This window comes from Streptomyces sp. LZ34, from assembly GCF_053890475.1.
The window spans coordinates 8,583,883-8,610,702 of record NZ_CM132680.1; the positions used below are offsets into that span (position 1 = coordinate 8,583,883).

Below are 26,820 nucleotides of genomic sequence, written 5' to 3' on the forward strand. Positions count from 1 at the left end.
TCCGCGTCACCGCCCCCGGCTCTCGCCACCGACGGGCTTCGTGTCCTTGTACAGGCCGTCCCATCTATCGAATGCGCTCTCGATGGCCGCGTCGTTCTCGTAGTGGTGATCCCCGGCCTTCTGGAGCCGGTCCTGAAAGGTGCCGCACTTGCCGCTCACACCTTTCAGATAGCGCTTCCAGGAGTGGTAGAGCTCCCGCTGGGCCGCCGCGCTCTCGATACCGCCGCCGGTCTCGCTGCCCGCGCCCAGGCCCTTCTGCTCCTCCTCCAGCTTTGTCAGCGCGGTCTTGATGTTCCCCCGCAGCTTGCCGACTCCCTGGCCCGCCTCCGTCCACGCGTTCTTGCTGGACCTCACGCCACCCGATCCCTCTTGCCCCCAGTCGGGCTTGTCACCGGCGCCCGCGAGGCTCATCCCGGTCTCCCCGGATGCCTCGCGCTTCATCTGCGCCCATTCGGCCTCGAATGTCGACATGCGATCCTCTCCCCCTCGTACTGCACACCTGGCAGCGATGCGCAAAACGATCATCCTAGCGTCACGTCGACGTCACGGCGCGTGTCGCTGCCTCAATATTCACCACAAACGCACAGGTGAGCGCTAAGGCCGCCGGGACTGGGCCGAGCCGTGAGGCCCCGCGTCCCCGCGGAGCGGACCGCGTACAGTCGGCCCGGCGCGCGGCGTCGGACCCGTTGCGCTCACGAGTGCAGGGGGACCGCAGGCCAGGGGGCCGACTCGCCGGACGCACGGTGCTCGCCGAGCTGCTCGACCTGCCCTGCATCAGTTGCTGCGGCCGGTCGCCGGGCTGATCGACGCGACGCCCGGTCCGCAGCGGGACGCCGTGCGCGGGGCGTTAGGGCTGGCGGCGCCGCCTGCCGTGCAGGACCGGTTCCTGGTGGCCGCGGGGGTGCTGTCGCCCGAGGCCATCGACTTCCAGATCCCGACGGCCAGGGTAATGAATGAACGGAACGGCGCTGCCGTTCGACGAGGACGCCCAACGGCGCTCATCGCCCACTTCGCCACCGCCTGAGCAGGCGACGTTCTCCGCGGTGTCCGCCGTCATGGAGAATGAGCGCCATGAGTCTGTTCCGCGACGACGGCATCGTGCTGCGCACCCAGAAGCTGGGCGAGGCGGACCGGATCATCACGCTGCTCACCCGTGGTCACGGCCGGGTACGGGCCGTGGCCCGGGGGGTGCGGCGGACGAAGTCGAAGTTCGGGGCGCGGCTCGAGCCGTTCAGCCATGTCGATGTGCAGTTCTTCTCGCGCGGGGGCGGCGAGCTGGTCGGCCGCGGGCTGCCGCTGTGCACGCAGAGTGAGACCATCGCTCCGTACGGCAGCGCCATCGTGACCGACTACGCCCGCTACACCGCCGGTACGGCGATGCTGGAGACCGCCGAGCGGTTCACCGACCACGAGGGCGAGCCCGCCATGCAGCAGTATCTGCTGCTGGTCGGCGCGCTGCGGACGCTCGCCTCGGGGGAGCATGAGCCGCATCTGATCCTGGACGCGTTCCTGCTCCGCTCGCTCGCGGTGAACGGCTACGCGCCGAGTTTCGACAACTGCGCGAAGTGCGGCATGCCCGGGCCGAACCGGTTCTTCTCGGTCGGTGCGGGCGGGGTGATCTGCGGGGAGTGCCGGGTGCCCGGAAGCGTCGTACCCTCGGCGGAGGCGCTGATGCTGCTGGGTGCGCTGCTGACCGGGGACTGGGAGACGGCGGACGCGTGTGAGGCTCGGCATGCCCGGGAGGGCAGTGGGCTCGTGGCGGCGTATTTGCACTGGCACCTGGAGCGGGGGCTCCGGTCGCTTCGGTACGTAGAGAAATAAAGCGCAAAAGCAGTTGAGAGGGAGACGGCAGGCACATGGCACGACGCGGGATTCTGGGCCGACAGCGGCGCGAGTACCGGGCCCCGGACCTGCACCCTTCGGGTGCCCGTCCGCCGAAGATCCCCGGTGAGCTGGTGCCCAAGCATGTGGCCGTTGTCATGGACGGCAACGGCCGCTGGGCCAAGGAGCGCGGGCTGCCGCGTACCGAGGGGCACAAGGTGGGCGAGGGCGTGGTCCTCGATGTGCTCAAGGGGTGTCTGGAGATCGGGGTCAAGAACCTCTCCCTCTACGCCTTCTCCACCGAGAACTGGAAGCGCTCGCCCGACGAGGTCCGCTTCCTGATGAACTTCAACCGGGACGTCATCCGCCGCCGCCGCGACGAGATGGACGAGATGGGCATCCGCATCCGCTGGGCGGGGCGGATGCCGAAGCTGTGGAAGTCGGTGGCGCAGGAGCTGCAGGTCGCGCAGGAGCAGACCAAGGACAACGACGCCATGACCATGTACTTCTGTATGAACTACGGCGGCCGGGCGGAGATCGCGGACGCGGCGAAGGCGCTGGCGGAGGACATCAGGGCGGGCCGGCTGGACCCGTCGAAGGTGAACGAGAAGACCTTCGCGAAGTACCTCTACTACCCCGACATGCCGGATGTGGATCTCTTCCTGCGGCCCTCGGGCGAGCAGCGCACGTCCAACTACCTGATCTGGCAGAGCGCGTACGCGGAGATGGTCTACCAGGACGTGCTGTGGCCGGACTTCGACCGCCGCGACCTGTGGCGCGCCTGCCTGGAGTACGCCTCGCGCGACCGCCGCTTCGGCGGGGCGATCCCGAACGAGGTGCAGAAGGACGGTTCCCAGCCCGGTCCGCAGTAACGCCGACCGACCACCCTGCCGCGTCTTCCCCGGCCGGTGCCGTTGCCTTAATTGGCGGCGGCACCGGCCGTTGTGCTCTCAGCCACGCCCATGCCCGTCCCGGCGGCGTCGCCGGTTCCGGTCCCAGCGGTGGCGCCCGTCCCGGGCCCCGGCAAGGTCCCCGAGGGCCGCAAGGTGCGGGACTGGCTGCGGCGGGGCAGGCGGTGAGTGCGTAGGGGGTAGATCTGGATACACCCCTGTTCGGCAGCTACGTGCAAGGGCAGCGGGCTCCCCGACCGGCATCGTCGACAGCGACGACATCCGGTTCGACCCGATCGGGGGCCTGGCGGCATGCACAAGTGGAAAGCGAAGGCGGGGGTGTTCCTCGCGGTCACGTTTGTGACGGCGGGGGTGTTGGGCGCGGCCCAGTCCGCGACCGGGATACCGGTGGAGGTCATCCAGCTGACCCAGTTCGGGCCCGCGCTGGGGGTGGTGGCGGTGGCGCTGCTGTGGCCTTCCCCGGTGCGGTCGCTGCTCGCCGGAGCGCTGCCCGAGGGCCGGGCAGGGTGGGCGACGGGCCCCTCGGCGCGGCGGGCGGGCCGTGCGCTGCCGCTGCTTGCCACGGCGGTGCTGATCACCGCGATCGGCGCGGGCGCGTACGCCCTGGCGACCGGTGATGCTCACGTCACCGATCCGCGCACACTGGACCACCCCTTCACGCTGATCGTGGTGGCGCAGCTGGTCGGGGCGTGCGGTGAGGAGATCGGCTGGCGCTGCTTCTTCCAGCCCCTGCTGCGGACCCGTTTCGGCCCGCTCGCCGCGTCGACCGCGGTGGGCGCGGTGTGGGGCGTGTGGCATGTGCAGGTGTTCGCGCAGGCTCCGGCGTACGCGGCCGGGTTTCTGCTGTCCACGGTGGCGATGTCGGTCGTGCTGGGGCTCGGCCTGGAGCGGGTGCGGGCGAACCGGCTGCTGCTCGCGGGTGGCTTCCACACCCTGATCAATCTGGGCATGCTCCTGTTCATGGACGAGGAGTCCGGTGCGGTGCTGCCCATGGTGCTGTTCGGGGCCGCCTGTCTGGTGGCGGCGGTGCCATGGGTGAGGCGGGCAACGGCGGTTAGGATCCGCGCGATGGCGCACTCGGCGCGCTGAAGGGGAGCAACGGGCGGTCATGGGGGGAACACGGGGCGGCGGCCTGCGCGCCCTCGTCCGGTGCCAGCTGCTCGGGCTGGCCGCCTTCGCGGTGTGCGCCCTCGGCGGGCTGGTGATCTGCGCCCTGCTGCTGCTCCCGATCGGGGTCGGGTTCCGGCTCCTGCCGCCCGCCGCGGCGGCCCTGCGCGGGCTCTCCGACCGGTACCGGTCGTGGACCGCCCGCTGGACGGGTACGGGGATCAGCCCGCCGGAGCCGCTCGCCCTCGACCGGGCCGAGCGCCCCCGCCGCCGGGCGGCCGTGGTCCTCGGCGACGAGGGGTTCTGGCACGATCTGCGGTGGGCCTGGCTGGAGCCGTGGTTCGGCGGGCTGCTGGTCGCGATCCCGCTCGCCCTCGTCGAGTACGGGGCGTTCGGCGCGCTGGTGCAGCCGTTCATCTGGCGGCTCATCGACGACGGCAACTGGTACGCCTTCATCCCCGTACGCTCCACCCCGACCATGCTCGCCGCGCTGGTCCTCGGCCTCGCGTTCATCGCGGCGGGTGTGCGCCTGGCTCCCGTCATGCTCAAGCTGCACGCCCGCTGGAGCCGTCGTCTGCTGTCCGCGCCGCTCAGCACCGAACTCGCCCGGCGCGTCGAACGGCTCACCGACATCCGTGACGAGTCGCTGGACGCGCAGGCGGCCGAACTGCGCCGCATCGAACGGGACCTGCACGACGGCGCACAGGCCAGGCTGGTCGCCCTCGGCATGACGCTGGATGAGGCGACCCGGCTGCTGGGCACCGGCCACACCGGCGACACGGGCCACATCGGCGACATCGACCTCAGCGCCGTCCGCGCGCTGCTGCTCGACGTGCGGGAGTCCTCCGCACGGGCGCTCCAGGACCTACGCGACCTGGTCCACGGCATCCAGCCCCCGGTGCTCGCCGACCGGGGGCTCGGCGACGCCGTACGGTCGCTCGCGCTCGACAGCTTCCTCGACGTCCACGTCGAGGTTCACCTGCCGCCCGGGCGGCTTCCGGCACCGGTCGAGTCCGCCGCCTACTTCGCGGTCAGCGAGCTCCTCGCCAACGCGGCCAAGCACTCCGGCGCCCAGGAGGTGCGTATCTCCCTGACCCATGAGATCGCACGGCTGCACATCACGGTCACCGACGACGGCCGGGGCGGCGCGGACCTCTCCCACGGCACCGGACTGCGCGGCGTCCAGCGCCGGTTGGGTACCTTCGACGGCACTCTCGCCCTGCGGAGCCCGCCGGGCGGCCCGACCACCGTGACCCTGGAGATTCCGTGCGCGTCGTCCTCGCCGAAGACCTCTTCCTGCTCAGGGACGGGCTGATGCGCACCCTGCGGGAGCACGGCTGCGAGGTGATCGCCTCCGTGGACAACGGCCCGGCCCTACTGCGCGCGCTGCGCGAGGAGGACCTGGACGTCGCCGTGGTCGACATCCGTCTGCCGCCGACCCACACCGACGAGGGTCTCCAGGCCGCCCTGGAGGCCCGCCGCACCCGCCCCGCGCTGCCGGTGCTGATCCTGTCCCAGTACGTGGACCAGCTCTACGCCCACGAGCTGCTGGCCGGGGGCGAGGGCGGCATCGGCTATCTCCTCAAGGACCGGGTCACCCACACCGGGCAGTTCATCGACGCGGTGCGCACCGTCGCGGCCGGCGGCACGGTCATGGACCCGCAGGTGATCGCCAAGCTGCTGGCCCGCAGCGACGCCAGGGGCCGCACCGGAAGCCTCACCCCGCGCGAACACGACGTGCTGAAACTGATGGCCGAGGGCCGGTCGAACGCCGCCGTCGCGCACGCCCTGCACATCAGCGAGAGCGCGATCGCCAAGCACACCGCGAGCATCTTCGACAAGCTGCGGATCGAACCGTCCGCCGACGACAACCGCCGCGTGCTGGCCGTACTGGCCTATCTCAAGCGGTGAGGCTGCCCGCGGGGCGTCGCGTTACCCCTTGGCCGCCGTCGCCGCGCAGTCCCCGCAGGTGCCGAAGATCTCGATCGTGTGGGCGACGTCCACGAAGCCGTGCTCCGCCGCGATCGCGTCGGCCCACTTCTCCACGGCCGGGCCCTCGACCTCGACCGCCTTGCCGCAGGAGCGGCAGACCAGGTGGTGGTGGTGCTCGCCGCTGCTGCAGCGGCGGTAGACGGCCTCGCCGTCGGTGGTGCGCAGGACGTCGACCTCGCCCGCGTCGGCGAGGGACTGGAGCGTGCGGTAGACCGTGGTCAGGCCGACGGAGTCGCCGCGGTGCTTGAGCATGTCGTGGAGCTCTTGCGCACTGCGGAACTCGTCCACCTCGTCCAGCGCCGCCGCTACCGCCGCGCGCTGCCTGGTGGACCGGCCGCGTACTGGGGGACCCGCGGTCACCACAGTTGCCTCCTCAACATCGCCTGCTCGTCGCCTGCTCGTACGTCGCGCATCCGCGTGGCCATTGTGCCAGGGAAAGCTGAGCGGACGGGCTAGACCAGCACATCGTCCCCTTCGCCCGCTCCGGAGGAGGGCGCGGCCGTACGGGCGCCGGGGAGCGGGAGGGTGCAGCGCTCCTCGGCCGCGGCGGCTCTGCGGGCGCGACTTCTCGCCAATGGGGCGGCGAGCGCGGTGATCGCGGCGAAGACGGCGATGGCGAGCACGACGATGCTCGCACCGGGCGGGACGTCCTCGTAGAAGGAGAAGACCGTGCCGGAGAGCGTCACCACGACGCCGATGGCGACGGCGAGCGCGAGCGTCATCGCGAAGCCGCGGGTGGCCTGTTGGGCGGCCGCGACCGGGACCACCATCAGGGCGCTGACCAGCAGCAGGCCCACGACGCGCATGGCGACGGTGACGGTGACGGCGGCGGTGATCGCCAGCAGCAGGTTGAGGGTGCGCACCGGAAGGCCGGTCACCCGCGCGAACTCCTCGTCCTGGCAGACCGCGAACAACTGGCGGCGCAGCCCGAGGGTGATCAGCACGACGAAGGCCGCGAGGCAGCTGATCACGGTCACGTCCTCGCGCGAGACGGTGGTGATCGAGCCGAAGAGATACGTGGTGAGGTTGGCGTTGGAGCCGGTCGGCGAGAGGTTGATCAGCAGCACGCCGCCGGCCATGCCGCCGTAGAAGAGCATCGCGAGGGCCAGGTCGCCGCGCGTCTTGCCGTACCAGCGGATCAGCTCCATGAGGATCGCGCCGAGCGCGGAGACCGCGACGGCTGTCCACACCGGGTTGGTGCCGGTCAGGAAGCCGAGCGCGACGCCGGTGAGCGCGACGTGGCCGATGCCGTCGCCCATGATCGCCTGGCGGCGCTGGACGAGGTAGATGCCGACGGCGGGGGCGGTGATGCCGACAAGAACGGCGGCGATCAGAGCCCGCTGCATGAACGCGTAGTCGAGGATCTCCAACATGTCAGGTCAGCAATCCCGTCCGGATCGGTTCGGCGTCGTGCGCCGCGTGCGGGTGTACGTGGTCGTGGCCGGGCAGCGCGTGCTGGCCCACGGCCTTGGGCGGCGGGCCGTCGTGGACGACGCAGCCGTCGCGCAGCACCACCGCGCGGTCGATCAGCGGCTCCAGCGGGCCGAGCTCATGGAGGACCAGCAGCACGGTGGCGCCCTGGGCGACCTGCTCGCGCAGCGTCTCGGCGAGGATCTCCTGGCTGGCCAGGTCGACCCCGGCCATCGGCTCGTCCATGATCAGCAGTTCGGGCTCGCCGGCCAGCGCGCGGGCGATCAGCACCCGCTGGTGCTGGCCGCCGGACAGGGCGCCCACCGGGTCCTTGGCGCGGTCGGCCATCCCGACGAGCTCCAGCGCCCGCCGCACCGCCGCCCGGTCCGCCGCGCGTGGCGGACCCAGCCGCCTGCGGGCCAGCCGCCCGGCGGAGACCACCTCGCGGACGGTGGCGGGGACGCCGCTGGCGGCGGTGGTGCGCTGCGGTACGTAGCCGATGCGGGCCCAGTCGCGGAAGCGGCGGCTGGGGGTGCCGAACAGCTTCAGCTCGCCGCTGGACAGCGGCACCTGGCCGACGACGGAGCGCACCGCCGTGGACTTGCCGGAGCCGTTGGCGCCGAGCAGCGCGACGACCTCGCCGCGCCGTACGGTCAGGTCGACGCCGCGCAGCACGGGGCGGCCGCCGAGCGAGGCGGTGGCGCCCCGCAGCGATATGACCACCGGGGCCGCGTCGGAGGTCTCGGCGGATGTTTCGGTAGAGGTCTCGGCGGAGGTTTTGGTAGAGGTCTCGGGGGAGGCCTTGGCAGGGGCCTCGGCGGCCGGCGCGGTGCCGGGGGCTGTGGCGGGTTCCGGCTTCATACGGCTTCCTCCGCTCGTCGTGGGTCGTGCGCTCGTCGTGGGTCGCGCCTCACTTGGCGCCCAGGGCCGTCTTGAGCGCCTTGAGGTTCGCGTGCATGACCTCGAAGTAGTCGTCGCCCTTGGACTTGTCGCTGATGCCCTCGATCGGGTCGAGCACATCCGTACGCAGACGCAGATCCCCCGCCAGGGTCTTGGCGGTCTTGTCGCTCACCAGCGTCTCGAAGAACACCGTGCCGACCTTTTCCTTCTTCGCGACCGAGTGCAGCGCCTTCATCCGGGCCGGGCTGGGCTCGGAGTCCGGGTCGATGCCGGAGATGGCCTCCTGGCGCAGGCCGTAGCGCTCGGCGAGATAGCCGAAGGCGGCGTGGGTGGTGATGAAGGTGTCCGAGGTGCGGTTCTTCAGGCCGGTCGTGAAGTCGTCGTTCAGCGCGCCGAGCTGCTTGACCAGCGCGGCGGTGTTCTTCTTGTAGTCGGCCGCGTTGTCGGGGTCGGCCTTCCGCAGCGCCTTGCCGACGCCCTCGGCGACCTGGGCGTAACGCACCGGATCCAGCCAGATGTGCGGGTCGGAGCCGGCGTCCTCGCCGTGCCCGTGCTCGTCGTCCCCGTGCTCGTCGTGCTCGTGCTCGTGCTCGTCGCCCGCCACCTCGGTACCGTGGTCCTCCAGGGTGGTGAACGAGGCCGCGTCGGCGACGTGCTTCGGCTCGGCCTGGCCGATGGCGGCGTCGACGGCCGGCTGTAGCCCCTTGAGGTAGATGACCAGTCCGGCCTTGCTGAGGTCCGCGGTCTGCCGGGCGCTGATGTCCAGGTCGTGCGGTTCCGCGCCGGGCTTGGTCAAACTGGACACATGGACGTGACCGCCGCCTATCCGCTCGGCGAGGAACTGCATCGGGTAGAACGACGCCACCACATCGAGTTTGCCGTCCGTACGGCCGTCTGTCGCATCGGCGGAGCAGGCTGTGAGTGTCGTGGCCAGACCGAGAACAGCGGCTCCGGCGACAGCGGCCGGGAGGATGGGGCGGCGTATGTTCATGACTCTCATTTTCAACAAAGATGGAAACGATTGTCAACAACGATCTGCTTCCTGATCGCTTCGCTTACCGATTTGATCCGAGGGGTGGAGCCGCCGGTAATCTGAAGCATTCGCTTTGTCGTCCGCTTGCCGTCCGCAAAGCCGCCATCAGTCGTCATCAGCCATCACCAGTCGTCATCAGCCGTCATCAATGAAGAGAGCACCGTGGCCGCCGACAAGATCGACACCATCGTCAGCCTGAGCAAGCGCCGTGGCTTCGTCTACCCGTCCAGCGAGATCTACGGCGGGCAGCGAGCTGCCTGGGACTACGGACCGCTCGGCGTTGAGCTGAAGGAGAACATCAAGCGCCAGTGGTGGCGCTCGATGGTCACCTCGCGCGACGACGTGGTCGGACTCGACTCGTCGGTGATCCTCGCTCGCGAGGTCTGGGAGGCGTCCGGCCACGTCGCCACCTTCACCGACCCGCTCACCGAGTGCACCTCCTGCCACAAGCGGTTCCGCGCGGACCACCTGGAGGAGGCGTACGAGGCCAAGCACGGCCGGCAGCCCGAGAACGGGCTGGCGGACGTCAACTGTCCGCACTGCGGCACCAAGGGCAGCTTCACCGAGCCCAAGCAGTTCTCCGGCCTGCTCTCCACGCACCTCGGCCCGACCCAGGACTCCGCCTCGGTCGCCTATCTGCGCCCCGAGACCGCCCAGGGCATCTTCACCAACTTCCTCGCCGTGCAGCAGACCTCGCGCCGGAAGCCGCCGTTCGGCATCGCCCAGATCGGCAAGTCCTTCCGTAACGAGATCACGCCGGGCAACTTCATCTTCCGCACGCGCGAGTTCGAGCAGATGGAGATGGAGTTCTTCGTCAAGCCGGGCGAGGACGAGCAGTGGCAGGAATACTGGATGGAGCAGCGCTGGAACTGGTACCGCGACCTCGGCCTCCAGGAGGCCAACATCCGCTGGTACGAGCACGCCAAGGAGAAGCTCTCCCACTACTCCAAGCGCACCGCCGACATCGAGTACCGCTTCAACTTCGGCGGCTCTGAGTGGGGCGAGCTCGAGGGCGTGGCCAACCGCACCGACTACGACCTGAAGGCCCACTCCCAGGCCTCCGGCCAGGACCTGTCGTACTTCGACCAGGAGGCCGGCGAGCGCTGGACGCCGTACGTCATCGAGCCGGCGGCGGGCGTGGGCCGCGCCATGCTGGCCTTCCTCCTCGACGCGTACGTCGAGGACGAGGCGCCCAACGCCAAGGGCAAGATGGAGAAGCGCACCGTGCTGCGGCTCGACCCGCGCCTCGCGCCGGTCAAGGTCGCCGTGCTGCCGCTGTCCCGTAACCCGCAGCTCTCGCCGAAGGCCAAGGGGCTCGCGGCGGACCTGCGCAAGCACTGGAACATCGAGTTCGACGACGCGGGCGCGATCGGCCGCCGCTACCGCCGCCAGGACGAGATCGGCACGCCCTTCTGCGTCACCGTCGACTTCGACACCCTCGAGGACAACGCGGTGACCGTGCGTGAGCGCGACACGATGAAGCAGGAGCGGGTCTCCCTCGACCAGATCCAGTCCTACCTGGGCGGCCGACTGATCGGCTGCTGACCAGGGCGTTTCAAAGGCGATCAGGCTGAGACGGGCCCTGGTGCCGCGGGTAGACTGCCGCGGCGCCAGGGCCCGGCTTTGTGGCTCTGCGGAGAACCGGGGGTTCCGGAATCGTGTTGCGAGGTGTGACGCATCACATCACTGCCACCCGCGAGGACGGCACCGTCTTCGAGGTGAGCTACGGATACGGCGCGCGGCAGCGGCGGATGCTCGGCTGTCTGCACTGTGACTGGGAAGAACAGATCACCTACGGCGGCGCCCGGCACAAGGGGCTCGATCACCTCGCCCAGGCACACGGCGCGGTCGGCAGGCCGACGATGGCGGCCGACGCGCGGGCGCGGCGGCAGGTCATGTGGGCGATGACGGTCTGCTTCCTGATCTCCGCGGTCATCCTGTGGTGGGCCACGTCCCAGACCTGAGGTCCGTGTCGGGAGCCGTCTTCTTCAGGGCCAGCACCGCGCACACCACCGCAAGCGGCAGCTCCGCGCACACCGCCATCGCCAGGGCCGCGGCCACCTCGGCGCCCGGGGCCGCCGTCACGGTGTCGAACCACGCGTCCACCACCAACAGCGCGCAGGTCGCCGCCGCGGTGAGCCGGTGGCGGCCGTCGCCGCGCCGCCGCAGCAGGCCGGTGGCCAGCAGACCGAGCGCCTCCAGCGCGTCCAGGCCCGCCCACGCCGCGTTCCAGTGGCCGACCTGGGTGGTGGGCGGCAGCGTCGTCGCCAGTACGACCAGCCAGGGGACCAGCGCCGCGCCGCTGACGAGAAGCACCCACTCCACCCGGATCCGGCGCCCGCGACGGCCGGGGCCACTCCGACGGCTGGGGCCACTCCGACGGCTGGGGCCACTCCGACGGTTGGGGCCTCCGGGCTCGACGCGGCCCGCGCGGGCGGTCCGTGCGGGGCGGGCCGTGGGGGCGTACAGGGCGCTCATCGGTGCTGCTCTCCTTCCGGCCCGGCTCCTCCTCGGGCACGGCCACCAGCCTTCTCGACGCGGCCTCGCCTGTCGGTAACGCGAGTTGCCGAACGGGGGTGGCACCAGTTGCACCCCCGATCCGGGTACGGGCATGAACGACCCGCCCCAGGGCGGCGGTCTAAGGTCGGCGCATGAGACTCCCCACCGCGCCGAGAGCAGCGCTCGGCCGGCTGCGGCGCGACGCGGTGTTCGGGCTCGCGGGCATATCCGTGCAGTTCGTGGCGGCGCTGGTGATGGCGGTGCCGTGGCTGACATACGACGGCGGGCCGTCCGAGTTGCTGGCGGTCCTGTTCGCCGTCGCCCTCCCCGTCGGCGTTCTGGCCGCCGTCACCCCGATGTTCACCCACATGCAGCGGCGCCGCTTCAAGGCCCTGCTCGACGTCGACATCCCCGGCCAGGCGCGCAGGGGGCGGCAGCTGCGCTACAACCTGCTGATCGGCCCGGCCATCGCGTGCGGCGCGGTACTCGCCTGGAGCTTCGCCCTGGCGGGGCTGGCGGCCGCGACCGTGTTCATCTGGAGCGCGCCGGTACCCGGGCGGCTGAAGTTCCTCCCCAACGCCACGGCGGCCGGGTATCTCACCGCGGGCGGCGTGGCCCTGCTGGCCCTCGCGTACTGGCTCACCGGCGCCCTCGTACGGCTCGACGTCCGCGCCGCCACCGCGCTGCTCGGCCCCGACCCGGCCAAGGTGCTGGAGCGCCGGGTCGAGGACCTGACCGAGCGCCGCGCGGGCACCGTCGACGCGGCCGACGCCGAACGCCGCCGCATCGAGCGCGACCTGCACGACGGCGCCCAGCAGCGGCTGGTCTCCATGGCGGTCAACCTCGGCCTGGCCAAGGCCACGCTCGGCGATCTGCCCGAGGAGGCCCGCAAGGTCATCGACGAGGCGCACCGGGAGGCCAAGGAGGCCATCGAGGAACTGAACAACCTGGTGCGCGGGCTGCACCCCGCCGTCCTCGACGACCGCGGCCTGGACGCCGCCCTCTCCGGCATCGCCGCCCGCGCCCCGCTGCCGGTGCGGCTGCACGTCGACATCCCCGGGCGCCCCGTGCCCACCGTCGAGGCCGTCGCCTACTTCGTCGTCTCCGAGTCCCTGGCCAACGTCACCAAGCACGCGCAGGCCACGGGGGCCGAGGTCACGGTCGTGAGGACGGGCGACATACTGCGGGTGGTCATCGCCGACGACGGGGTCGGCGGTGCCGATCCCGCCCAGGGCAGCGGCCTTGCGGGGCTCGTGGGGCGCGTGGGCTCCGTGGACGGGACCTTCGACCTCAGCAGCCCCCGCGGGGGCCCGACCGTCATCACCGTGGAGCTGCCGTGCGTGCTGTGATCGCCGAGGACTCGGTCCTGCTGCGGATCGGTCTGGTGAAGGTCCTTCAGACCGCGGGCTTCGAGGTCGCGGCGGAGACGGATGACGCGGACGGCCTGCTCGCGGCGGTCGAGGAACACCGCCCGGACATCGCCGTGGTCGACGTCCGGATGCCCCCGGGCTTCACCGACGAGGGCGTACGGGCCGCGCTGCTGATCCGGCGCCAGTGGCCGGACACGGCGGTGCTGCTGCTGTCCCAGTACGTGGAGGAGCGCTACGCCGCCGACCTGCTCACCGCGCACACCAGCGGGATCGGCTACCTCCTCAAGCAACGCGTCGCGGACGTCGAGGACTTCATCGCCGCCCTCCACCGCGTCGCGGGCGGCGGCACCGCCCTCGACCCCCAAGTCGTCGCCCAACTCCTGGTCCGCCACCGTGGCCCGCTGGACCGGCTCACCGTGCGCGAGCGGGAGGTTCTGGAGCTGATGGCCCAGGGGCGGTCCAACGCGGGGATCGCGGAGGGGTTGGTGATCAGCGAGTCGGCGGTGGCCAAGCACATCAACAGCATCTTCGTGAAGCTCGACCTGCCGGTGGCCGAGGGGGACCACCGACGGGTGCTGGCGGTGCTGCGCTTCCTCGGCGTGGGGTGACCTCCCCGCTCACCCCAGGACACGCGGCAGCCGCAGGCTCAGCAGGCCCGTCACCACGACCCCCGCGAGCTGAATGGCCAGGGTCCTGACCAGGGCGTCTCCCATGCCCACCGACGGCGCCAGGGTCAGGAAGAGCGTGCCGAGGGTGGCCACGCCCAGCGCCAGGGCGGACTGCTGGGTGGTGACCATCACTCCGCTGCCCACCCCGGCCCGCTCGGCGGGGACCTCGGCGAGGATGCCGCGGATCAGGACCGGGAGCTGCAGGCCCTGGCCGAAACCGGCGACCGCGATGCCGGGCGCCAGGTCGACCACGGACAGGTCGGTCCAGCTCCGCTGGACGGCCAGGATCAGCAGCGCGATGCCCACGGCCTGGATCACCGCGCCCGCGGTCACCACCCGGCTGCCATACCGGCTCACCAGGCGCGGGCCCATCAGCGACGCCACGAAGAAGGTCGTGGCCATGGGGGTCAGGGCGACACCGGCCTCGACGGGCCCGTACCGCAGGCCCTGCTGAAGGGCGACCGCGATGACGAACATGAAGCCGCCGAAGCCCGCACTGAACGGCAGGATCATCAGCAGGCCCCGCCGCAGCCCCCGCAGCGCGAACAGGCTCGGCGGCAGCAGCGGGGTGCGGCCGGAGGCCTCCAGGCGGCGCTCGACGGTGTAGAAGGCGATGGCCGCGACGGGGAAGACGCCCAACAGCAGCCAGGTCCACAGGGGCCAGCCGGCCGCGCGGCCCTCGGTCAGCGGCAGCAGCAGCGCGATCAGGGCGAGGGCCAGCAGCACGGTGCCCGGCGCGTCGACGGGCGCGGGACGCTCGGAACGGGTCTCCGGGATCGCGCGGGCCGCGAGGACCAGGCCGGCCAGCGCGACCGGCACATTGACCAGGAAGACCGCACGCCAGCTGGTGCCCGCGAGGTCGGCCGCCACCAGCACACCGCCCAGGATCTGCCCCGCCACCATGGCAAGACCGGCCGTGGCGCCGTACAGGCTCACCGCGCGGGCGCGGCGCGGCCCGGAGGTGGTGGCGTGGATGGTGGCGAGCACCTGGGGGAGCAGCAGCGCCGCCGAGGCGCCCTGCGCCACGCGGCCCGCCACCAGGCTCCACGCGTTCGGCGCGAGCCCACAGGCCAGGGACGTCAGCCCGAAGGCGGCCATGCCGGCGAGGAAGAGCCTGCGCCGCCCGAAGGTGTCGCCCAGCCGGCCGCCGAGGACCAGCAGTACGGCGTACGCGACGCCGTACCCGGCGACGACCAGCTCCAGCAGGGCGGGGCCCGCGTTCAGATCGCGGTCCATGGCGGGCAGGGCGACGTTGACGATGAAGAAGTCGATGAGGGGGAGGGCCGCGCCGAGCAGCACGGTGAACAGGCCGAGGGCGTTCAGGCCCCCGGCGGCGCCGCTCGGTGCGCCGGTGGCCCTGACGGCTCCGGCCGGCTTGACGGCCCCGGCGGCCGGGCTCTGAGTACGGATGCTTGTCTGCGTCACGACTACGACCCTGGCGCCTGGCTCAGACGGGTACCAGAGTGTTCTTATCCTGGTACAAGAACTACCTGGCAACCGGCTGAGACCTCAGGCACCCTGGATCCCATGACCACCATGGCGCAGGAGACCGCGACCGCGACCGCGGCCACCGACATACGACGCGGCGAGCTGGCGGCGTTTCTGCGCAGCCGGCGCGAGCGGATCACCCCCGAGCAGGTGGGCCTGCCACACGGCCGGCGCAGGCGCACGCCGGGGCTGCGCCGCGAGGAGGTCGCCCAGCTGGCCGCGGTCGGGGTCACCTGGTACACCTGGCTCGAACAGGCCCGGGACATCCATGTCTCCACGCAGGTCCTCGACTCGATCGCCCGCGCGCTGCTCCTGGACCGCAGCGAGCGCGAGCACCTGTTCGCGCTCTCGGGCGCCGTCGACCCGAGCCCCGGCAGCCAGTGCGCCGGCGTGACCCCCGCGCTGGAGCTGATGTTGGAGCAGCTGGAGCCCTTCCCGGCCTGCCTTCAGAACGCGCGGTTCGACATCCTCGCGTACAACCGCACCTACGGGCGGCTGCTGTGCGACCTGGACGCGGTGCCGCCGGAGGACCGCAACGGCCTGTGGCTGGCCTTCACACACGACGAGTGGCGCGCCAGCATGGTCGACCGGGACGAGTCGGTCCGGTTGATGGCCGCCAAGTTCCGGGCCTCGATGGCCGAGCACCTGGCCGAGCCGCCGTGGAAGGCGCTGCTGAAGCGGCTCCAGGACGCCTCGCCGGAGTTCCGCGAGGTCTGGGCCCGGCACGAGGTGCTGCGCCCCGGCGACAAGGTCAAGGTCTTCCGCCAGGCGCAGGTGGGCACGCTCCGGGTCACCGCCACCAGCCTGTGGACCGGCCCGAACTCAGGCCCCAAGCTGGTGGCCTACACCCCGGCGGACGCCGAGACGCACGAGCGCCTGGAGAAGCTTCACGCCTTGGCGAAGGCTCAGTCCTCGCCCACCACGGTCAGGTCGTCGCCCAGGGCCGTGGCAATCTCGGCAGCGCGGGAGTGATCGTCCAATCGGCGCGTCAGGTAGGCGCAGGCGTGCTGGTGCCGGAGCGACCACCAGGCGACCGAGCCGCCGATACCACCCTTGGCGATCTTGCCCTTGTCGCGGATGAAGCCCAGCGTCCAGGTGATCTCGGTGCCGAAGACCTCATCGAAGTCGGTGACCTGGGAGGTGAGGAGCTCGGTGTGCAGCCGCGGCCCCAGCAGTTCGTGTACCGGTCCGTCCTCGCTGGTGAGGCGGGAGAAGAACGCCGCCATGGCGGTCGCGGTCGTGTGCAGGTTGGCCGCTCCGAAGACCGACTGCCGCCAGGCCCGGGAGTTCGTCCGCGCTATGTCCAGGGCGCCGGCGGGGATCTCCAGCCATGGCGCCGCGTGGAGCTGCCGCGGCCAGTCCGGGTCCGCATACTCCAGGTCGGCGACGCGGTCCAGCGCGTGATCCGGCACTCCGAACCAGGCGTCGAGCCCCAGCGCGGGCCGCACCACATCGTTGAACATCTCGCCCAGCGTTGTCCCGGCGCCCGCGCGCAGGATGCCGTCGACCAGGTGGCCGTAAGTCAGTGCGTGTTCCCCGAGCGACGTTCCGGGAGCGTACTCCGGCGCCGCCCGCGCCAGGCTTTCCCGCAGCCCGCTGTCATCCAGTAGGTCGAGACCCGAGGCTTCGGCCGCGAAACGCGGCTGGCCCGCCCGGTGTGTGAGCACCTGACGGAGTGTGGTCCGCTCCTTGCCCCGGACCCCGTACTCGCGCCAGTACCTGGCGATCGGCTCGTCCAGCGCCAGCGCCCCCTCGCGCACCGCCACCAGGGCGGCGAGCGTGACGAACGACTTCGACAGCGAGTAGGGCTGGACCAGCGTGTCGCTCTGCCAGGGACGGCTCCGTCCGGCATCGGCCCACCCCCCGCTCAGCCGGACGACCTCGCGGCCCTCCCGCCAGACCGACAGCCCCGCCCCTGTTTCCAGGCCCTCGTCCATCAGCCGCTGGAAGACCTGACGCACCGCGTCATACCCGTCCGCGACGAACCCCTCGACCTTCACCGTGCCCCCTCCTCTGTCCCACGCCCAGGTGAGCCAGGCCCCGGGCATATACCCTCCGGGGGTATCTTGGCTTCGGAAGAATACCTGGGCGGGGTATGTGCGGCAAGGTGGGCGCCGGGTGCACGGCCCGCGCGGCGGGCCTTACGCCTTGGCGCCGGCCGAGGTCTGAGCGGGCGCGCGTTCGCCGTCGTCGAAGAGCGCGGCGGCGCGCCGGGCGGTGGTGGCCGCCCACTTGCCGGTGGTCACCAGCCCGAGCAGCAGGACCGCGGCCCCGCACCCGGCGATGATCCACCAGGCGGGGCGGGCCGCGTCGGTGAAGCGCGCGGCGGTGCCCGAGGCGCCCGAGGACAGCACCGCGCCGATCACCGCGACACCCAGCGACGCGCCCACCTGGCGGCTGGTGGAGGCCACGGCGGCCGCGACCCCGGCCTGGGTGCGCGGCATGCCGGACACCGCGGTGTTGGTGATGGGCGCGTTGACCAGGCCGAAGCCGATGCCGAACAGCACATAGCCGGCCAGCAGCAGGGCGTCGGTGGCCTGGGCGTCGAAGGCCGCGAACAGCACCCCGCTCGCCCCCATCGCCGCCCCGGCCAGCAGCAGCGAAACACGCGGCCCGCGGCTGCCGACCAGCCGCCCGGACAGCGGCGCGAAGACCAAGCACATGGCCGCCATCGGCAGCATCCACAGCCCGGCGTGCAGCGCGTTGAGCCCGCGCACGTCCTGTAGATACAGCGTGTTCAGGAACAGGAACCCGCTCAGCGCCGCGAAGGCGCTCACCGCTATGACCGTGGCTCCGCTGAAGGGCACGCTGTGGAAGAAGCGCAGCTCGATCAGTGGCTCGGTGCGGCGCCGCTCGTATGCCACGAGCGCGGCCAGCGATCCGGCCGCGACCGCGGTGCACACGGCGATCAGCGGGGAGCCCCAGCCCCGGTCGGGCGCCTCGATGATCGCGTAGGTGAGCGAGCCGAGCAGGGCGATCACCAGCAGCTGGCCCACCGGATCGGCCCGGCGCGGCTTCGGGGCGCGCGACTCGGGCACGTACCGGGCGGTCAGCACCAGGGCCGCGAGCCCGACCGGCACATTGAGCCAGAAGATCGAGCGCCAGCCGACCGACTGCACCAGCAACCCGCCCACCAGCGGTCCGGCCGCCATGCTGATGCCGACGACCCCGCCCCACACCCCGATCGCGCGGGCCCGCTCCTTGGGCTCGGTGAAGGTGTTGGTGATGATCGACATGGCGACGGGGTTGAGCATCGAGCCGCCGACCGCCTGCACCATGCGGAAGGCCACCAGCGCCTCCAGGTTCGGCGCGAGACTGCACAGCGCCGAGCCGAGGGTGAAGACCACCAGGCCGGTCTGGAAGGTGCGCTTGCGCCCGACCCGGTCGGCCGTCGAGCCCGCGAGCATCAGCAGCGCGGCGACAACCAGGGTGTACGCGTCGATCGTCCACTGCATCCCGGAGACGGAGGCGTCCAGCTCACGCCGCATCGAGGGCAGCGCGACATTGAGGACGGTGTTGTCGAGGCTGACGAGCAGCAGGCTCATGCAGCAGATCGCCAGCACGAGCATGCGACGCCGGTGGCTCAGCTCAGGCATGGTTGAACGCTACATCGACAATCCGGGGCCGGCCCGCGAACCGTTCGGACATTCCCCCGTGGCGGATAGGGGACGGGGGTGCGCGACAATAAGAGTTCCGCCTCCGTTCACGACCGTACCCGAGGAAGCCCTTTCCATGACCGCCCCCATGACTGCCACGCAGCTGCAGATCGGACCGCACACGGTGACCCCGCCGGTGGTGCTCGCGCCCATGGCCGGGATCACCAACGCGCCGTTCCGCACCCTGTGCCGGGAGTTCTCCGGTGGCAAGGGGCTGTTCGTGAGCGAGATGATCACGACCCGGGCGCTGGTCGAGCGCGACGCCAAGACCATGCGGCTGATCCACTTCGACGGGACCGAGAAGCCCCGCTCCATCCAGCTGTACGGGGTGGACCCGGTGACCGTCGGCAAGGCCGTACGGATGATCGTCGAAGAGGACCTGGCCGACCACATCGACCTGAACTTCGGCTGCCCGGTGCCCAAGGTCACCCGCAAGGGCGGCGGCTCGGCGCTCCCGTACAAGCGGAACCTGCTGCGTGCGATCCTGCGCGAGGCCGTCACCGGCGCGGGCCCGCTGCCGGTGACGATGAAGATGCGCAAGGGCATCGACGACGACCACATCACCTACCTCGACGCGGGCCGCATCGCGGTCGAGGAGGGCGTGACCGCCATCGCGCTGCACGGCCGTACGGCGGCACAGCACTACGGCGGCACCGCCGACTGGGACGCCATCGCCCGGCTGAAGGAGGCCGTCCCCGAGATCCCGGTGCTGGGCAACGGCGACATCTGGTCGGCGGAGGACGCGGTGCGGATGATGCGCGAGACGGGCTGCGACGGCGTGGTCGTGGGGCGCGGCTGCCTGGGGCGGCCGTGGCTGTTCGGCGACCTGGTGGCGGCCTTCGAGGGCGGCGGCGCGCCGGCCCGGCCGACGCTCAAGGAGGTCGCGGCGGTCATGCGGCGCCACGCCGAGCTGCTGGCCCAGTGGCTGGAGGACGAGGAGCGTGGCGTGATCGACTTCCGTAAGCACGTCGCGTGGTACACCAAGGGCTTCTCGGTGGGCTCCGAGATGCGCAAGCGGCTGGCGATCACGTCGTCCCTGGACGAGCTGGACGCGCTGCTCGGCGAGCTGGACCTGGACCAGGAGTGGCCGACGGGCGCGGACGGGCCGCGCGGGCGTACCTCCGGCCGCAACCGGGTGGTGCTGCCGGACGGCTGGCTGGACGACCCGTACGACCGCGCCGGCGTGAGCGCGGACGCGGAGCTGGACACCTCCGGCGGCTGAGCCAGTTGGCGGCCGGTTGGGTGAGTGGCTGAGCCAGTTGGTGGCTGACCGGTTGAGTGGCTGAGCCAGTTTGGCGGCTGACCGGGGCGGCGGGCCTCCGGCCGTCCGTCACTCCGATCCGGCCGCCATCTCCCGCTCCGACGCGACCAGGTCCGCACCCGCCTCGCCCGAGGTCACCAGCAGGTCCAGCGCCAGCGCCGCCGTCCAGCCGAAGTCGCGGGTGCCGCGCGCCTCGCCGGTGTACGGGTCGACGTACTCGGCGAAGCCGGAGGAGACGGCCGTGTCGAGGACGGTGGAGCGCAGCGCGTCGGCCCGGTCCACCGCGCCGTGCTGCCGCAGGCCACGCTCCACCAGCCAGTTGACGTTGAACCAGGCGGGCCCGCGCCAGTACCGGGACGGGTCGAAGGCGCGCCCCAACAGGTCGTAGCTGGGCACGAGACGCGCCGAGGCGCCCAGGCCGCCCGGATCGCCCAGGCCGAAGTGGGGGCCGGACGCGGTGCGGATCAGGGCGGTGGCGATCCCGTGCGGCAGGTCGGGCACGATCAGCGGCAGCAGGCCCGCGGCGCTGCGCTCGGGAATCAGCGCACCGCCCCCTGCGCCCGCCCCGCCACCCCCTGCGCCCGCGCCGCCGCGTAGGTCACGGCACAGGAACAGCCCCGCGGCCGGGTCCCACAGGCGCTCGACCAGGGCGGCGGTGAGCCGCCGCGCCCGCGCCCGGTGTGGCGCCGGGTCGGCGCCGACGGCGGCGGCGATCTCGGCCAGCGCATGCTCGGAGGCGATCAGCAGCGCGTTGACCCCGGGGTCTTCCACGGCGAAGGCGGGTGGTGGACCGTCGTCGCGGTAGCCGCGGTCCCGGTAGTCGGCGGCGAGCCGCACATAGCGGCCGTAGTCCAGGTCGGTGGGCCGGTCGGCGGCCGCGCCGTGGTCGAGGTCGGCGCGGCGGAAGGTGCCGGGCGGGGCGGGTTCGACCCGCGCCAGCGGGGCGTCCCAGCAGGGGCTGTTGTCCATGCCGGGCTCCCAGGGGTGGACCACGGACACCAGCCCGTGGCCGCCCAGGTCCCGGGACTCGGTGAGGTAGCGGTGCCAGGCCGCGAGCCGCGGGTACAGCCGGGCCAGGAAGCCGCGGCGGGCCGAGGCCCGCGGGTCGGCGAGGTGCACCAGCCGGCAGGCGAGGGCGTGGACGGGCGGCTGGACGATGCCGGAGGTCTCGACGGCCGAGGGGGCGCCGAGCGCCGCGCCCGCGCTGGATGAGCGCCAGAAGTCGGGGCTGGGGAAGTACGCGTCCAGTGGCACCGCGGGGTTGAAGACGATGTGCGGGATCCGGCCGTCGCCCCACTGGGCGCCCAGCAGGGTCTCCAGCTCGCGCTGGGCGCGGCGCACCGACAGATGGCGCAGCCCGATGGCGATGAACGCCGAGTCCCAGCTCCACTGGTGCGGGTACAGGCCGCGCGAGGGGACCGTGGAGGTGCCGGTCCAGTTCTCCAGGAGCACCCGCCGGGCGCCGCGCAGCAGCCGCATCGGCGCGGGTTGGAAGAGCTCGCCGCTTTCCACGAAGGACTCCGAGGGGGGTGGGGTTGTGGCTTCGTCATTGCTGTTACGGCGAAGGTATCTCAGGCTTATGTCTTGTCAATACGCAAAACTGCTGCTGTGATGCGTTGCTCATAAGCATAAGTTGTGCGTGAGGACAGAGATGCGACTGTGGACCCGGCGGTCGAAGGCGACCGCAGCCGGGATAGCCGCGGCACTGGGTATCGGGCTACTGGCCGGGTGCTCGGGCGGCGCGACCAACAAACCCGCCAAACCCGACAACAAGCTCACGGTGTGGTCACTGGAGAGCCTGCCTCCGCGGATGGCGGCGACCCAGAAGATCGTCGACCGGTTCGAGAAGAAGACCGGCATCAGCGTCAAGCTGGTGGGGGTGAGCGAGGCGCAGCTGCCCCAGATGATCATGTCGGCGGCGGCCGCCGGGCGGCTGCCCGATGTGATTGCCGCCCTCCCGCTGGGCCAGATGTGGCAGATGTACAGCAACGGCCTGGTCAACACCCGCGTCCCGGCAGATGTGATCAGACGGCTCGGCCCCGGCACCTTCGATGCCAACGCCCTCGGCCTCGCCTCCGACCGGGGCACCCGGCTCGGCGTACCGTCCGACGCCTGGCTCCAACTGCTCGTCTACCGCAAGGACCTGCTCGAACAGGACGGTCTTTCGGCCCCCGACAGCTACCGCGACCTGCTGCGAGCCGCCGACCGGCTGGACGTACGCGGCCGGGACGGGATCTCCGCCGCCACCGACCCCGCGGACGTGTTCACCCAGCAGAGCTTCGAGAGCCTCGCCCTCGCCAACGGCTGCCGGCTCATCGACGACCAGGGGGACGTGGGGCTGGACTCCCCGGCCTGCCGCACCGCCTTCACGGCGTACGACACTCTGGCCCGGCGCCACGGCGCGCCCGGCACCCAGACCGTCGACTCGACCCGCGCCACGTACTTCTCCGGGAAGTCGGCGATGGTCATCTGGTCGTCGTTCCTCCTGGACGAGCTCGCGGGGCTGCGCAAGGACGCACTGCCCAGCTGCCCCCAGTGCGCGCGCGACCGCTCGTTCCTCGCCGACAACAGCGGGATCGTCACGGCGCTCAAGGGCCCGGACGGCCGGGAGGCCGCGCAGTTCGGCGACGTCACCTCCTGGACCGTGACCAAGACCGCCGAGACCGAGGCGACGAAGACCTTCCTCACCTACATGATGACCTCGGGCTACGAGGGCTGGTTCGGCATGGCGCCCGAGGGCAAGATCCCCGTCCGCACCGGCACCGCCGAGTCCCCGGGCCGCTATCTGCGGGCCTGGCGCGCCAGCGACATGGGCGTCGACACCAGGAAGCCGATGAACGAGGTCTTCCCCGACGCGCTGCTCGACGAGCTCGCGGCGGGCGTCGGCAGGATCAAGCGCTGGGGGATCGAGCAGGGCGAGGGCGCCCTGGTCGGCGCGCTCAACGGCGAGCTGCCCATCCCCAAGATCGTCTCCGCCATGACCGGCGGCCAGCTTTCGCCCGACCGGGCCGCGCACGACGCCGCCGAGGAAGTCACCGCTCTGCGGAGGTCCCTGCGATGACCGCCACCAGCCCCGCTTCCGACCCCAGGCCCCACTCCGACCCCGACCCCAGTCCCCACTCCGACACGAGTCCCGCTCCCGGCGCCGACGCCCGCCCCGCGCAGACCCGGCCCGCCCCCGGCCCCCGACGCCTCGCCGCCGCCCGGCGCGAGAACCGCGCGGGCCTCGCCTTCGTCACGCCCACCTTCGTGGTGGTGCTGGTCGTGGTCGTGCTGCCCATCCTGTGGACCGTACTGCTGGCCTTCCAGCGCGCCCGGCTCATCGACATCCAGGGCATGGGCCTGTTCGGTCACTGGACCCTGGACAACTTCACGGCCGTCTTCGACTCGCCCGGCTTCTGGTCCTCCCTGTGGACCACCCTCCTCTACACCGCGGGGGCCACCTTCGGCTCGATCACCCTCGGCCTGGTCACCGCGCTCGCGCTGCGCCGGCCGTTCCGCGGCCGGGGGCTGCTGCGCGGGGCCATGCTGCTGCCGTATGTCGCCCCGGTCGTCGCCGTCGCCTTCGTCTGGCAGGTGGCGCTCAGCCCGCAGTACGGCATCGTCAACGCGTGGGGGGCCAAGCTGTTCGGCTGGGACGACCCGATCGCCTTCCTGTCCACCCGCCAGTACACCGTGGAGCTGCCGGGGCTGAGCTTCGACGTACCGCTGGCCCTGCTGACCGTCATCGCTTTCGAGACCTGGCGCTACTTCCCCTTCGCGTTCCTGTTCCTGCTGGCCCGGCTCCAGGCGGTGCCGCCCGGCCTGGAGGAGGCGGCCAAGGTCGACGGCGCCACGCCCAGCCAGCGGCTGAGGCACATCCTGCTGCCGCAGCTGATGCCGGTGATCGCGCTGCTGAGCGTGTTGCGCTTCATCATGACCTTCAACAAGTTCGACGACGTCTATCTGCTCACCGGCGGTGGCGCCGGGACGGATGTGGTCGCGGTACGGGTCTACGACTTCCTCACCTCGCGCTACGACGTCGGGGCGGCCTCCGCCCAGGCCCTCGTCCTCGCCGCGGTGCTGATGGCCCTGCTCGGCGTCTACTTCGCCTTCTTCGCCCGTAAGACCCAGGAGGAGGCAGCCAAATGAGCCAGCCGACGCGCCGTCCGATGAGCCGTGCGCAGTTCGAGGAGCGCCTGTTCGCCGTCGCGCGCTGGGTGGTGATCGCCTTCCTCGCGCTGATCACCATCGTGCCGTTCGGCTACATGCTGCTGCTGTCGGTGAAGCCGATCGACGCGCTGCTGCTGGACCCCGGCAGCCTCTGGGTGTCCGCGAAGGACTTCACCCTCGACACCTACCGGAGCGTCCTCAAGTCGGCTGACGAGGGCGGCCAGGGCTTTCTGCGGATGCTGCTGAACTCCGCGCTGGTCTCGCTCGGCACGGTCGCGCTGACCCTGCTGGCCGCGGTGCCCGGCGCGTACGCGGTCAGCAGGCTGCGGTTCTTCGGCAGCCGCCAGGTCGGGGCGCTGTTCCTCGCGGTGTATCTGTTCCCCGCGACGCTGCTGGCCGTGCCGCTGTTCGTCATGTTCGCCAAGCTGGGGCTGCAGGGCAGCCTGGTGGGGCTGGCGATCGTCTACGTCGCGCAGACCGTGCCGGTGTCGGTGTACATGTTGAAGAACTACTTCGACACCGTCCCGTACAGCGTCGAGGAGGCCGCGGCGCTGGACGGCTGCTCTCGGCTGCAGACGATCCGCAAGGTCGTGCTGCCGCTTGCGCTGCCCTCCCTCATGGCGACCGGCCTGTACATCTTTATGATCGCCTGGAATGAATTCCTCTTCGCGCTGCTCTTCCTCGCCGCCGAACCCGACCTGTGGACCGTCTCCCTGGGACTCCAGCAGCTCGCGGGCGGCGTCGAGGTCTCCAAGACGGTCCTCATGGCCGGATCGGTGGTGCTCACCCTGCCGGTGGTGCTGCTGTTCTTCGCCGCCGAGCGACTGTTGACCGAGGGCCTGACCAGCGGCGCGGACAAGGGGTAGCCACCCGGGTGCCGGTCTGTCATACGGGCGCAACAGGCGAGCACGTACAACAGACACACAGGCACCAGGAACACAGGCAACAGGAACACAGGCACCACAGACACGACTGGCAGCAGGTCGTATCCGACCGAGGGCCGTGAGGAGCGAGATGGCGGGCAGCACCGGGACCCAGGCCAGTGCGGGCCACCTGCTTCAGCTGATCCGCAGCGGGCGGGCCACCACGCGCGGCGAGTTGCAGGCCGCCACCGGGCTGTCCAGGTCCACCGTCGGGCACCGCCTGGACCAGCTCTTCCGGGCGGGCTGGGTGCGCGGCGGCGCGGGCGGCACCTCCACCGGGGGGCGCCCCTCGGCCCGGCTGGAGTTCGACCCCGGCCATGCCGTGGTGCTGGCCGTCAATCTGGAGACCCGGCACGGGCGGGCCGCCGTCCTGGACCTGGCGGGCACCCCGCTGGCCGAGCACACCGCGCCGCTGGACATAGCGGATGGCCCCGAGCGGGTGCTGGACGAGGTCGGCGGGTGGTTCGGGCCGCTGCTGGAGCGGGCCGGGAGCGACCCGGGGCGGGTCTGCGGCATCGGTCTTTCCGTCCCGGGCCCGGTGGACTGGGAGAGCGGACAGGCCGTGCAGCCGCCGATCATGCCGGGCTGGGACCGCTATCCGATCGGGGAGCGGACCCGGCGCGCCTTCACCGAGAAGGTCGCGGGGGCGGCCCCGGTGCCGGTGCTGGTCGACAACGACGCCAATTTGATGGCGTACGGGGAACAGCGCGCCGGCTACCCCGACTGCTCGGCGTTCGTCCTGGTCAAGGTCTCCACCGGGATAGGCGCCGGAGTGGTCGTCGGCGGCGAGATCTATCGCGGCATCGACGGCGGGGCCGGGGACATCGGCCACATCCGGCTGCACGACCGCCCCGACGCGCTGTGCATGTGCGGCTCGTACGGCTGTCTGGCGGCGGTGGCCAGCGGGCGGGCGCTGGCCCGGGACCTGAGCGCGGCGGGGCGGCCCGCCGCCTCCGGCTCGGATGTGCGCGGGCTGCTGGCGGAGGGCGACCCGACGGCGGTGCGGATGGCCAGGGAGGCCGGGCAGCGGGTCGGGGAGGTGCTGGTCACCGTGGTCACGCTGCTCAACCCGGGGGTGCTGATGGTGGGCGGGGACCTGGCCGGGGTGCCGTTTCTGACCGGCGTGCGGGAGTTGCTGTACCAACGGGCGCTGCCGCGCACCACGGCCAATCTCCAGGTGGTCACCTCGCGGCTGGGCGACCGCGCGAGCCTGGTCGGGGCCACCGCGATGGTCGTGGAGTCGCTGTACTCCCCGGAGCGGGCGGACGCCCGGCTCGCGGCGCTCGCCTGAAGCCGCCCCGACCCGCCCCGACCCTGCCCATCTGAGCGTGCTCGTTTGAGCAGGCCCCCACTCGTTGTATCCAAAAGGCGAGATGAAGCCCCGTCAGAGCGCGTGATTCGCGCCACTCTGATAGGCGCATTGCTCAGATGAGCGCCCGCCCGGGGGTGGTCCAGTGGTTGGGGGCTGTGCTCACCTCTCCAAGTCATGGCACTCCGTGCCACCTGTTGATGTTCGACATCTCGAACCCTCGATTACGTAGGGTGATAATCGAGCGCTTTGATGTGGGCGCAGCGTGGGTGTGTGTTCGATTCTTGAAGAACTCGAGAGGTGGGGTCATTCGTACGAGT

Annotated in this window: 27 protein-coding genes; 17 read left to right on the forward strand and 10 right to left on the reverse strand. The window is 71.5% G+C overall.

Annotated elements, in window-relative coordinates; genetic code table 11:
* Positions 1-6: 6 nt before the first annotated feature.
* Entirely contained in the window at positions 7-471 is a 465-nt protein-coding gene (locus ACWY4P_RS36255) for a hypothetical protein (RefSeq protein WP_456204771.1), read from the reverse strand.
* A gap of 307 nt (positions 472-778) precedes the next feature.
* On the opposite strand from ACWY4P_RS36255, the gene ACWY4P_RS36260 reads away from it, so the two are divergent.
* The 6 genes from ACWY4P_RS36260 to ACWY4P_RS36285 all read left to right on the forward strand — a co-directional run bounded on the left by ACWY4P_RS36260 (position 779) and on the right by ACWY4P_RS36285 (position 5,750).
* Positions 779-1,024, forward strand: a complete 246-nt coding sequence (locus ACWY4P_RS36260) for a hypothetical protein (RefSeq protein ID WP_456204772.1) — start codon at positions 779-781, stop codon at positions 1,022-1,024.
* Positions 1,025-1,071: 47 nt separating this feature from the next.
* Entirely contained in the window at positions 1,072-1,821 is a 750-nt protein-coding gene (gene recO / locus ACWY4P_RS36265; RefSeq protein ID WP_014179800.1) for a DNA repair protein RecO, read from the forward strand.
* 35 nt (positions 1,822-1,856) lie between these two features.
* The gene (locus tag ACWY4P_RS36270; protein ID WP_456204773.1) at positions 1,857-2,693 is read left to right on the forward strand and encodes an isoprenyl transferase; all 837 of its coding nucleotides are present in this window, start codon (positions 1,857-1,859) and stop codon (positions 2,691-2,693) included.
* Between the two features lie 330 nt (positions 2,694-3,023).
* Entirely contained in the window at positions 3,024-3,821 is a 798-nt protein-coding gene (locus tag ACWY4P_RS36275) for a CPBP family intramembrane glutamic endopeptidase (protein ID WP_456204774.1), read from the forward strand.
* A gap of 19 nt (positions 3,822-3,840) precedes the next feature.
* Complete coding sequence (locus ACWY4P_RS36280) at positions 3,841-5,154, forward strand: sensor histidine kinase (protein WP_456204775.1); 1,314 nt, start codon at positions 3,841-3,843, stop codon at positions 5,152-5,154.
* Positions 5,106-5,750, forward strand: coding sequence for a response regulator transcription factor (locus ACWY4P_RS36285; RefSeq protein ID WP_456204776.1), 645 nt, complete (start codon positions 5,106-5,108; stop codon positions 5,748-5,750). The genes ACWY4P_RS36280 and ACWY4P_RS36285 overlap by 49 nt, the downstream gene beginning before the upstream one ends.
* A gap of 21 nt (positions 5,751-5,771) precedes the next feature.
* Here the strand turns inward: ACWY4P_RS36285 and ACWY4P_RS36290 are convergent, their stop codons facing one another.
* The 4 genes from ACWY4P_RS36290 to ACWY4P_RS36305 all read right to left on the reverse strand — a co-directional run bounded on the left by ACWY4P_RS36290 (position 5,772) and on the right by ACWY4P_RS36305 (position 9,132).
* Complete coding sequence (locus ACWY4P_RS36290; RefSeq protein WP_456204777.1) at positions 5,772-6,194, reverse strand: Fur family transcriptional regulator; 423 nt, start codon at positions 6,192-6,194, stop codon at positions 5,772-5,774.
* Positions 6,195-6,283: 89 nt separating this feature from the next.
* Positions 6,284-7,204, reverse strand: coding sequence for a metal ABC transporter permease (locus ACWY4P_RS36295; protein ID WP_456204778.1), 921 nt, complete (start codon positions 7,202-7,204; stop codon positions 6,284-6,286).
* Position 7,205: 1 nt separating this feature from the next.
* A complete protein-coding gene (locus tag ACWY4P_RS36300) occupies positions 7,206-8,102 on the reverse strand; it encodes a metal ABC transporter ATP-binding protein (protein WP_456204779.1) in 897 nt (298 codons plus the stop codon).
* Positions 8,103-8,151: 49 nt separating this feature from the next.
* Positions 8,152-9,132 (reverse strand): metal ABC transporter substrate-binding protein, encoded by a 981-nt coding sequence (locus ACWY4P_RS36305; protein WP_456204780.1) that lies wholly within the window; start codon positions 9,130-9,132, stop codon positions 8,152-8,154.
* Positions 9,133-9,152: 20 nt separating this feature from the next.
* Here ACWY4P_RS36305 and ACWY4P_RS36310 point away from each other — a divergent pair, with 20 nt between their 5' ends.
* The 3 genes from ACWY4P_RS36310 (at position 9,153) to ACWY4P_RS36320 (ending at position 11,138) form a co-directional block, all read left to right on the forward strand.
* Positions 9,153-9,326, forward strand: a complete 174-nt coding sequence (locus tag ACWY4P_RS36310) for a hypothetical protein (RefSeq protein ID WP_456204781.1) — start codon at positions 9,153-9,155, stop codon at positions 9,324-9,326.
* Between the two features lie 10 nt (positions 9,327-9,336).
* The gene (locus ACWY4P_RS36315) at positions 9,337-10,719 is read left to right on the forward strand and encodes a glycine--tRNA ligase (protein WP_456204782.1); all 1,383 of its coding nucleotides are present in this window, start codon (positions 9,337-9,339) and stop codon (positions 10,717-10,719) included.
* Positions 10,720-10,844: 125 nt separating this feature from the next.
* Positions 10,845-11,138, forward strand: a complete 294-nt coding sequence (locus tag ACWY4P_RS36320; protein ID WP_456204783.1) for a hypothetical protein — start codon at positions 10,845-10,847, stop codon at positions 11,136-11,138.
* On the opposite strand, the gene ACWY4P_RS36325 is transcribed toward ACWY4P_RS36320, so the two are convergent.
* Entirely contained in the window at positions 11,107-11,490 is a 384-nt protein-coding gene (locus tag ACWY4P_RS36325) for a hypothetical protein (protein ID WP_456204784.1), read from the reverse strand. The genes ACWY4P_RS36320 and ACWY4P_RS36325 overlap by 32 nt on opposite strands.
* 335 nt (positions 11,491-11,825) lie before the next feature.
* Here ACWY4P_RS36325 and ACWY4P_RS36330 point away from each other — a divergent pair, with 335 nt between their 5' ends.
* Together ACWY4P_RS36330 and ACWY4P_RS36335 are read left to right on the forward strand one after the other, a co-directional pair.
* The gene (locus tag ACWY4P_RS36330; protein WP_456204785.1) at positions 11,826-13,022 is read left to right on the forward strand and encodes a histidine kinase; all 1,197 of its coding nucleotides are present in this window, start codon (positions 11,826-11,828) and stop codon (positions 13,020-13,022) included.
* Positions 13,010-13,651, forward strand: a complete 642-nt coding sequence (locus tag ACWY4P_RS36335) for a response regulator transcription factor (RefSeq protein WP_456204786.1) — start codon at positions 13,010-13,012, stop codon at positions 13,649-13,651. The genes ACWY4P_RS36330 and ACWY4P_RS36335 overlap by 13 nt, the downstream gene beginning before the upstream one ends.
* Positions 13,652-13,660: 9 nt before the next feature.
* On the opposite strand, the gene ACWY4P_RS36340 is transcribed toward ACWY4P_RS36335, so the two are convergent.
* The gene (locus ACWY4P_RS36340) at positions 13,661-15,034 is read right to left on the reverse strand and encodes an MFS transporter (protein WP_456213176.1); all 1,374 of its coding nucleotides are present in this window, start codon (positions 15,032-15,034) and stop codon (positions 13,661-13,663) included.
* 204 nt (positions 15,035-15,238) lie between these two features.
* Here ACWY4P_RS36340 and ACWY4P_RS36345 point away from each other — a divergent pair, with 204 nt between their 5' ends.
* Positions 15,239-16,171 (forward strand): helix-turn-helix transcriptional regulator, encoded by a 933-nt coding sequence (locus ACWY4P_RS36345; protein ID WP_456204787.1) that lies wholly within the window; start codon positions 15,239-15,241, stop codon positions 16,169-16,171.
* Here the strand turns inward: ACWY4P_RS36345 and ACWY4P_RS36350 are convergent.
* Both ACWY4P_RS36350 and ACWY4P_RS36355 read right to left on the reverse strand, forming a co-directional pair.
* The gene (locus tag ACWY4P_RS36350; RefSeq protein ID WP_456204788.1) at positions 16,105-17,199 is read right to left on the reverse strand and encodes a serine hydrolase domain-containing protein; all 1,095 of its coding nucleotides are present in this window, start codon (positions 17,197-17,199) and stop codon (positions 16,105-16,107) included. The genes ACWY4P_RS36345 and ACWY4P_RS36350 overlap by 67 nt on opposite strands.
* Before the next feature lie 141 nt (positions 17,200-17,340).
* Entirely contained in the window at positions 17,341-18,795 is a 1,455-nt protein-coding gene (locus ACWY4P_RS36355; protein ID WP_456204789.1) for an MFS transporter, read from the reverse strand.
* Between the two features lie 148 nt (positions 18,796-18,943).
* On the opposite strand from ACWY4P_RS36355, the gene dusB reads away from it, so the two are divergent.
* Complete coding sequence (dusB, locus tag ACWY4P_RS36360; RefSeq protein WP_456204790.1) at positions 18,944-20,077, forward strand: tRNA dihydrouridine synthase DusB; 1,134 nt, start codon at positions 18,944-18,946, stop codon at positions 20,075-20,077.
* A 108-nt stretch (positions 20,078-20,185) separates the two neighbouring features.
* Here the strand turns inward: dusB and ACWY4P_RS36365 are convergent, their stop codons facing one another.
* Complete coding sequence (locus ACWY4P_RS36365; RefSeq protein WP_456213177.1) at positions 20,186-21,595, reverse strand: MGH1-like glycoside hydrolase domain-containing protein; 1,410 nt, start codon at positions 21,593-21,595, stop codon at positions 20,186-20,188.
* A 172-nt stretch (positions 21,596-21,767) separates the two neighbouring features.
* On the opposite strand from ACWY4P_RS36365, the gene ACWY4P_RS36370 reads away from it, so the two are divergent.
* From ACWY4P_RS36370 to ACWY4P_RS36385, 4 genes are all read left to right on the forward strand, one after another.
* Positions 21,768-23,177, forward strand: coding sequence for an ABC transporter substrate-binding protein (locus ACWY4P_RS36370; protein ID WP_456204791.1), 1,410 nt, complete (start codon positions 21,768-21,770; stop codon positions 23,175-23,177).
* Positions 23,174-24,247, forward strand: a complete 1,074-nt coding sequence (locus ACWY4P_RS36375; protein ID WP_456204792.1) for a carbohydrate ABC transporter permease — start codon at positions 23,174-23,176, stop codon at positions 24,245-24,247. Before ACWY4P_RS36370 ends, ACWY4P_RS36375 begins: the two co-directional genes overlap by 4 nt.
* Before the next feature lie 20 nt (positions 24,248-24,267).
* On the forward strand, positions 24,268-25,134 hold the full coding sequence (locus ACWY4P_RS36380; RefSeq protein ID WP_456213178.1) for a carbohydrate ABC transporter permease: 867 nt from the start codon (positions 24,268-24,270) through the stop codon (positions 25,132-25,134).
* A 148-nt stretch (positions 25,135-25,282) separates the two neighbouring features.
* Positions 25,283-26,482 carry an ROK family transcriptional regulator gene (locus ACWY4P_RS36385; RefSeq protein ID WP_456204793.1) on the forward strand — a complete coding sequence of 400 codons (1,200 nt, stop codon included), beginning with the start codon at positions 25,283-25,285 and terminating at the stop codon, positions 26,480-26,482.
* Positions 26,483-26,820 lie beyond the last annotated feature (338 nt).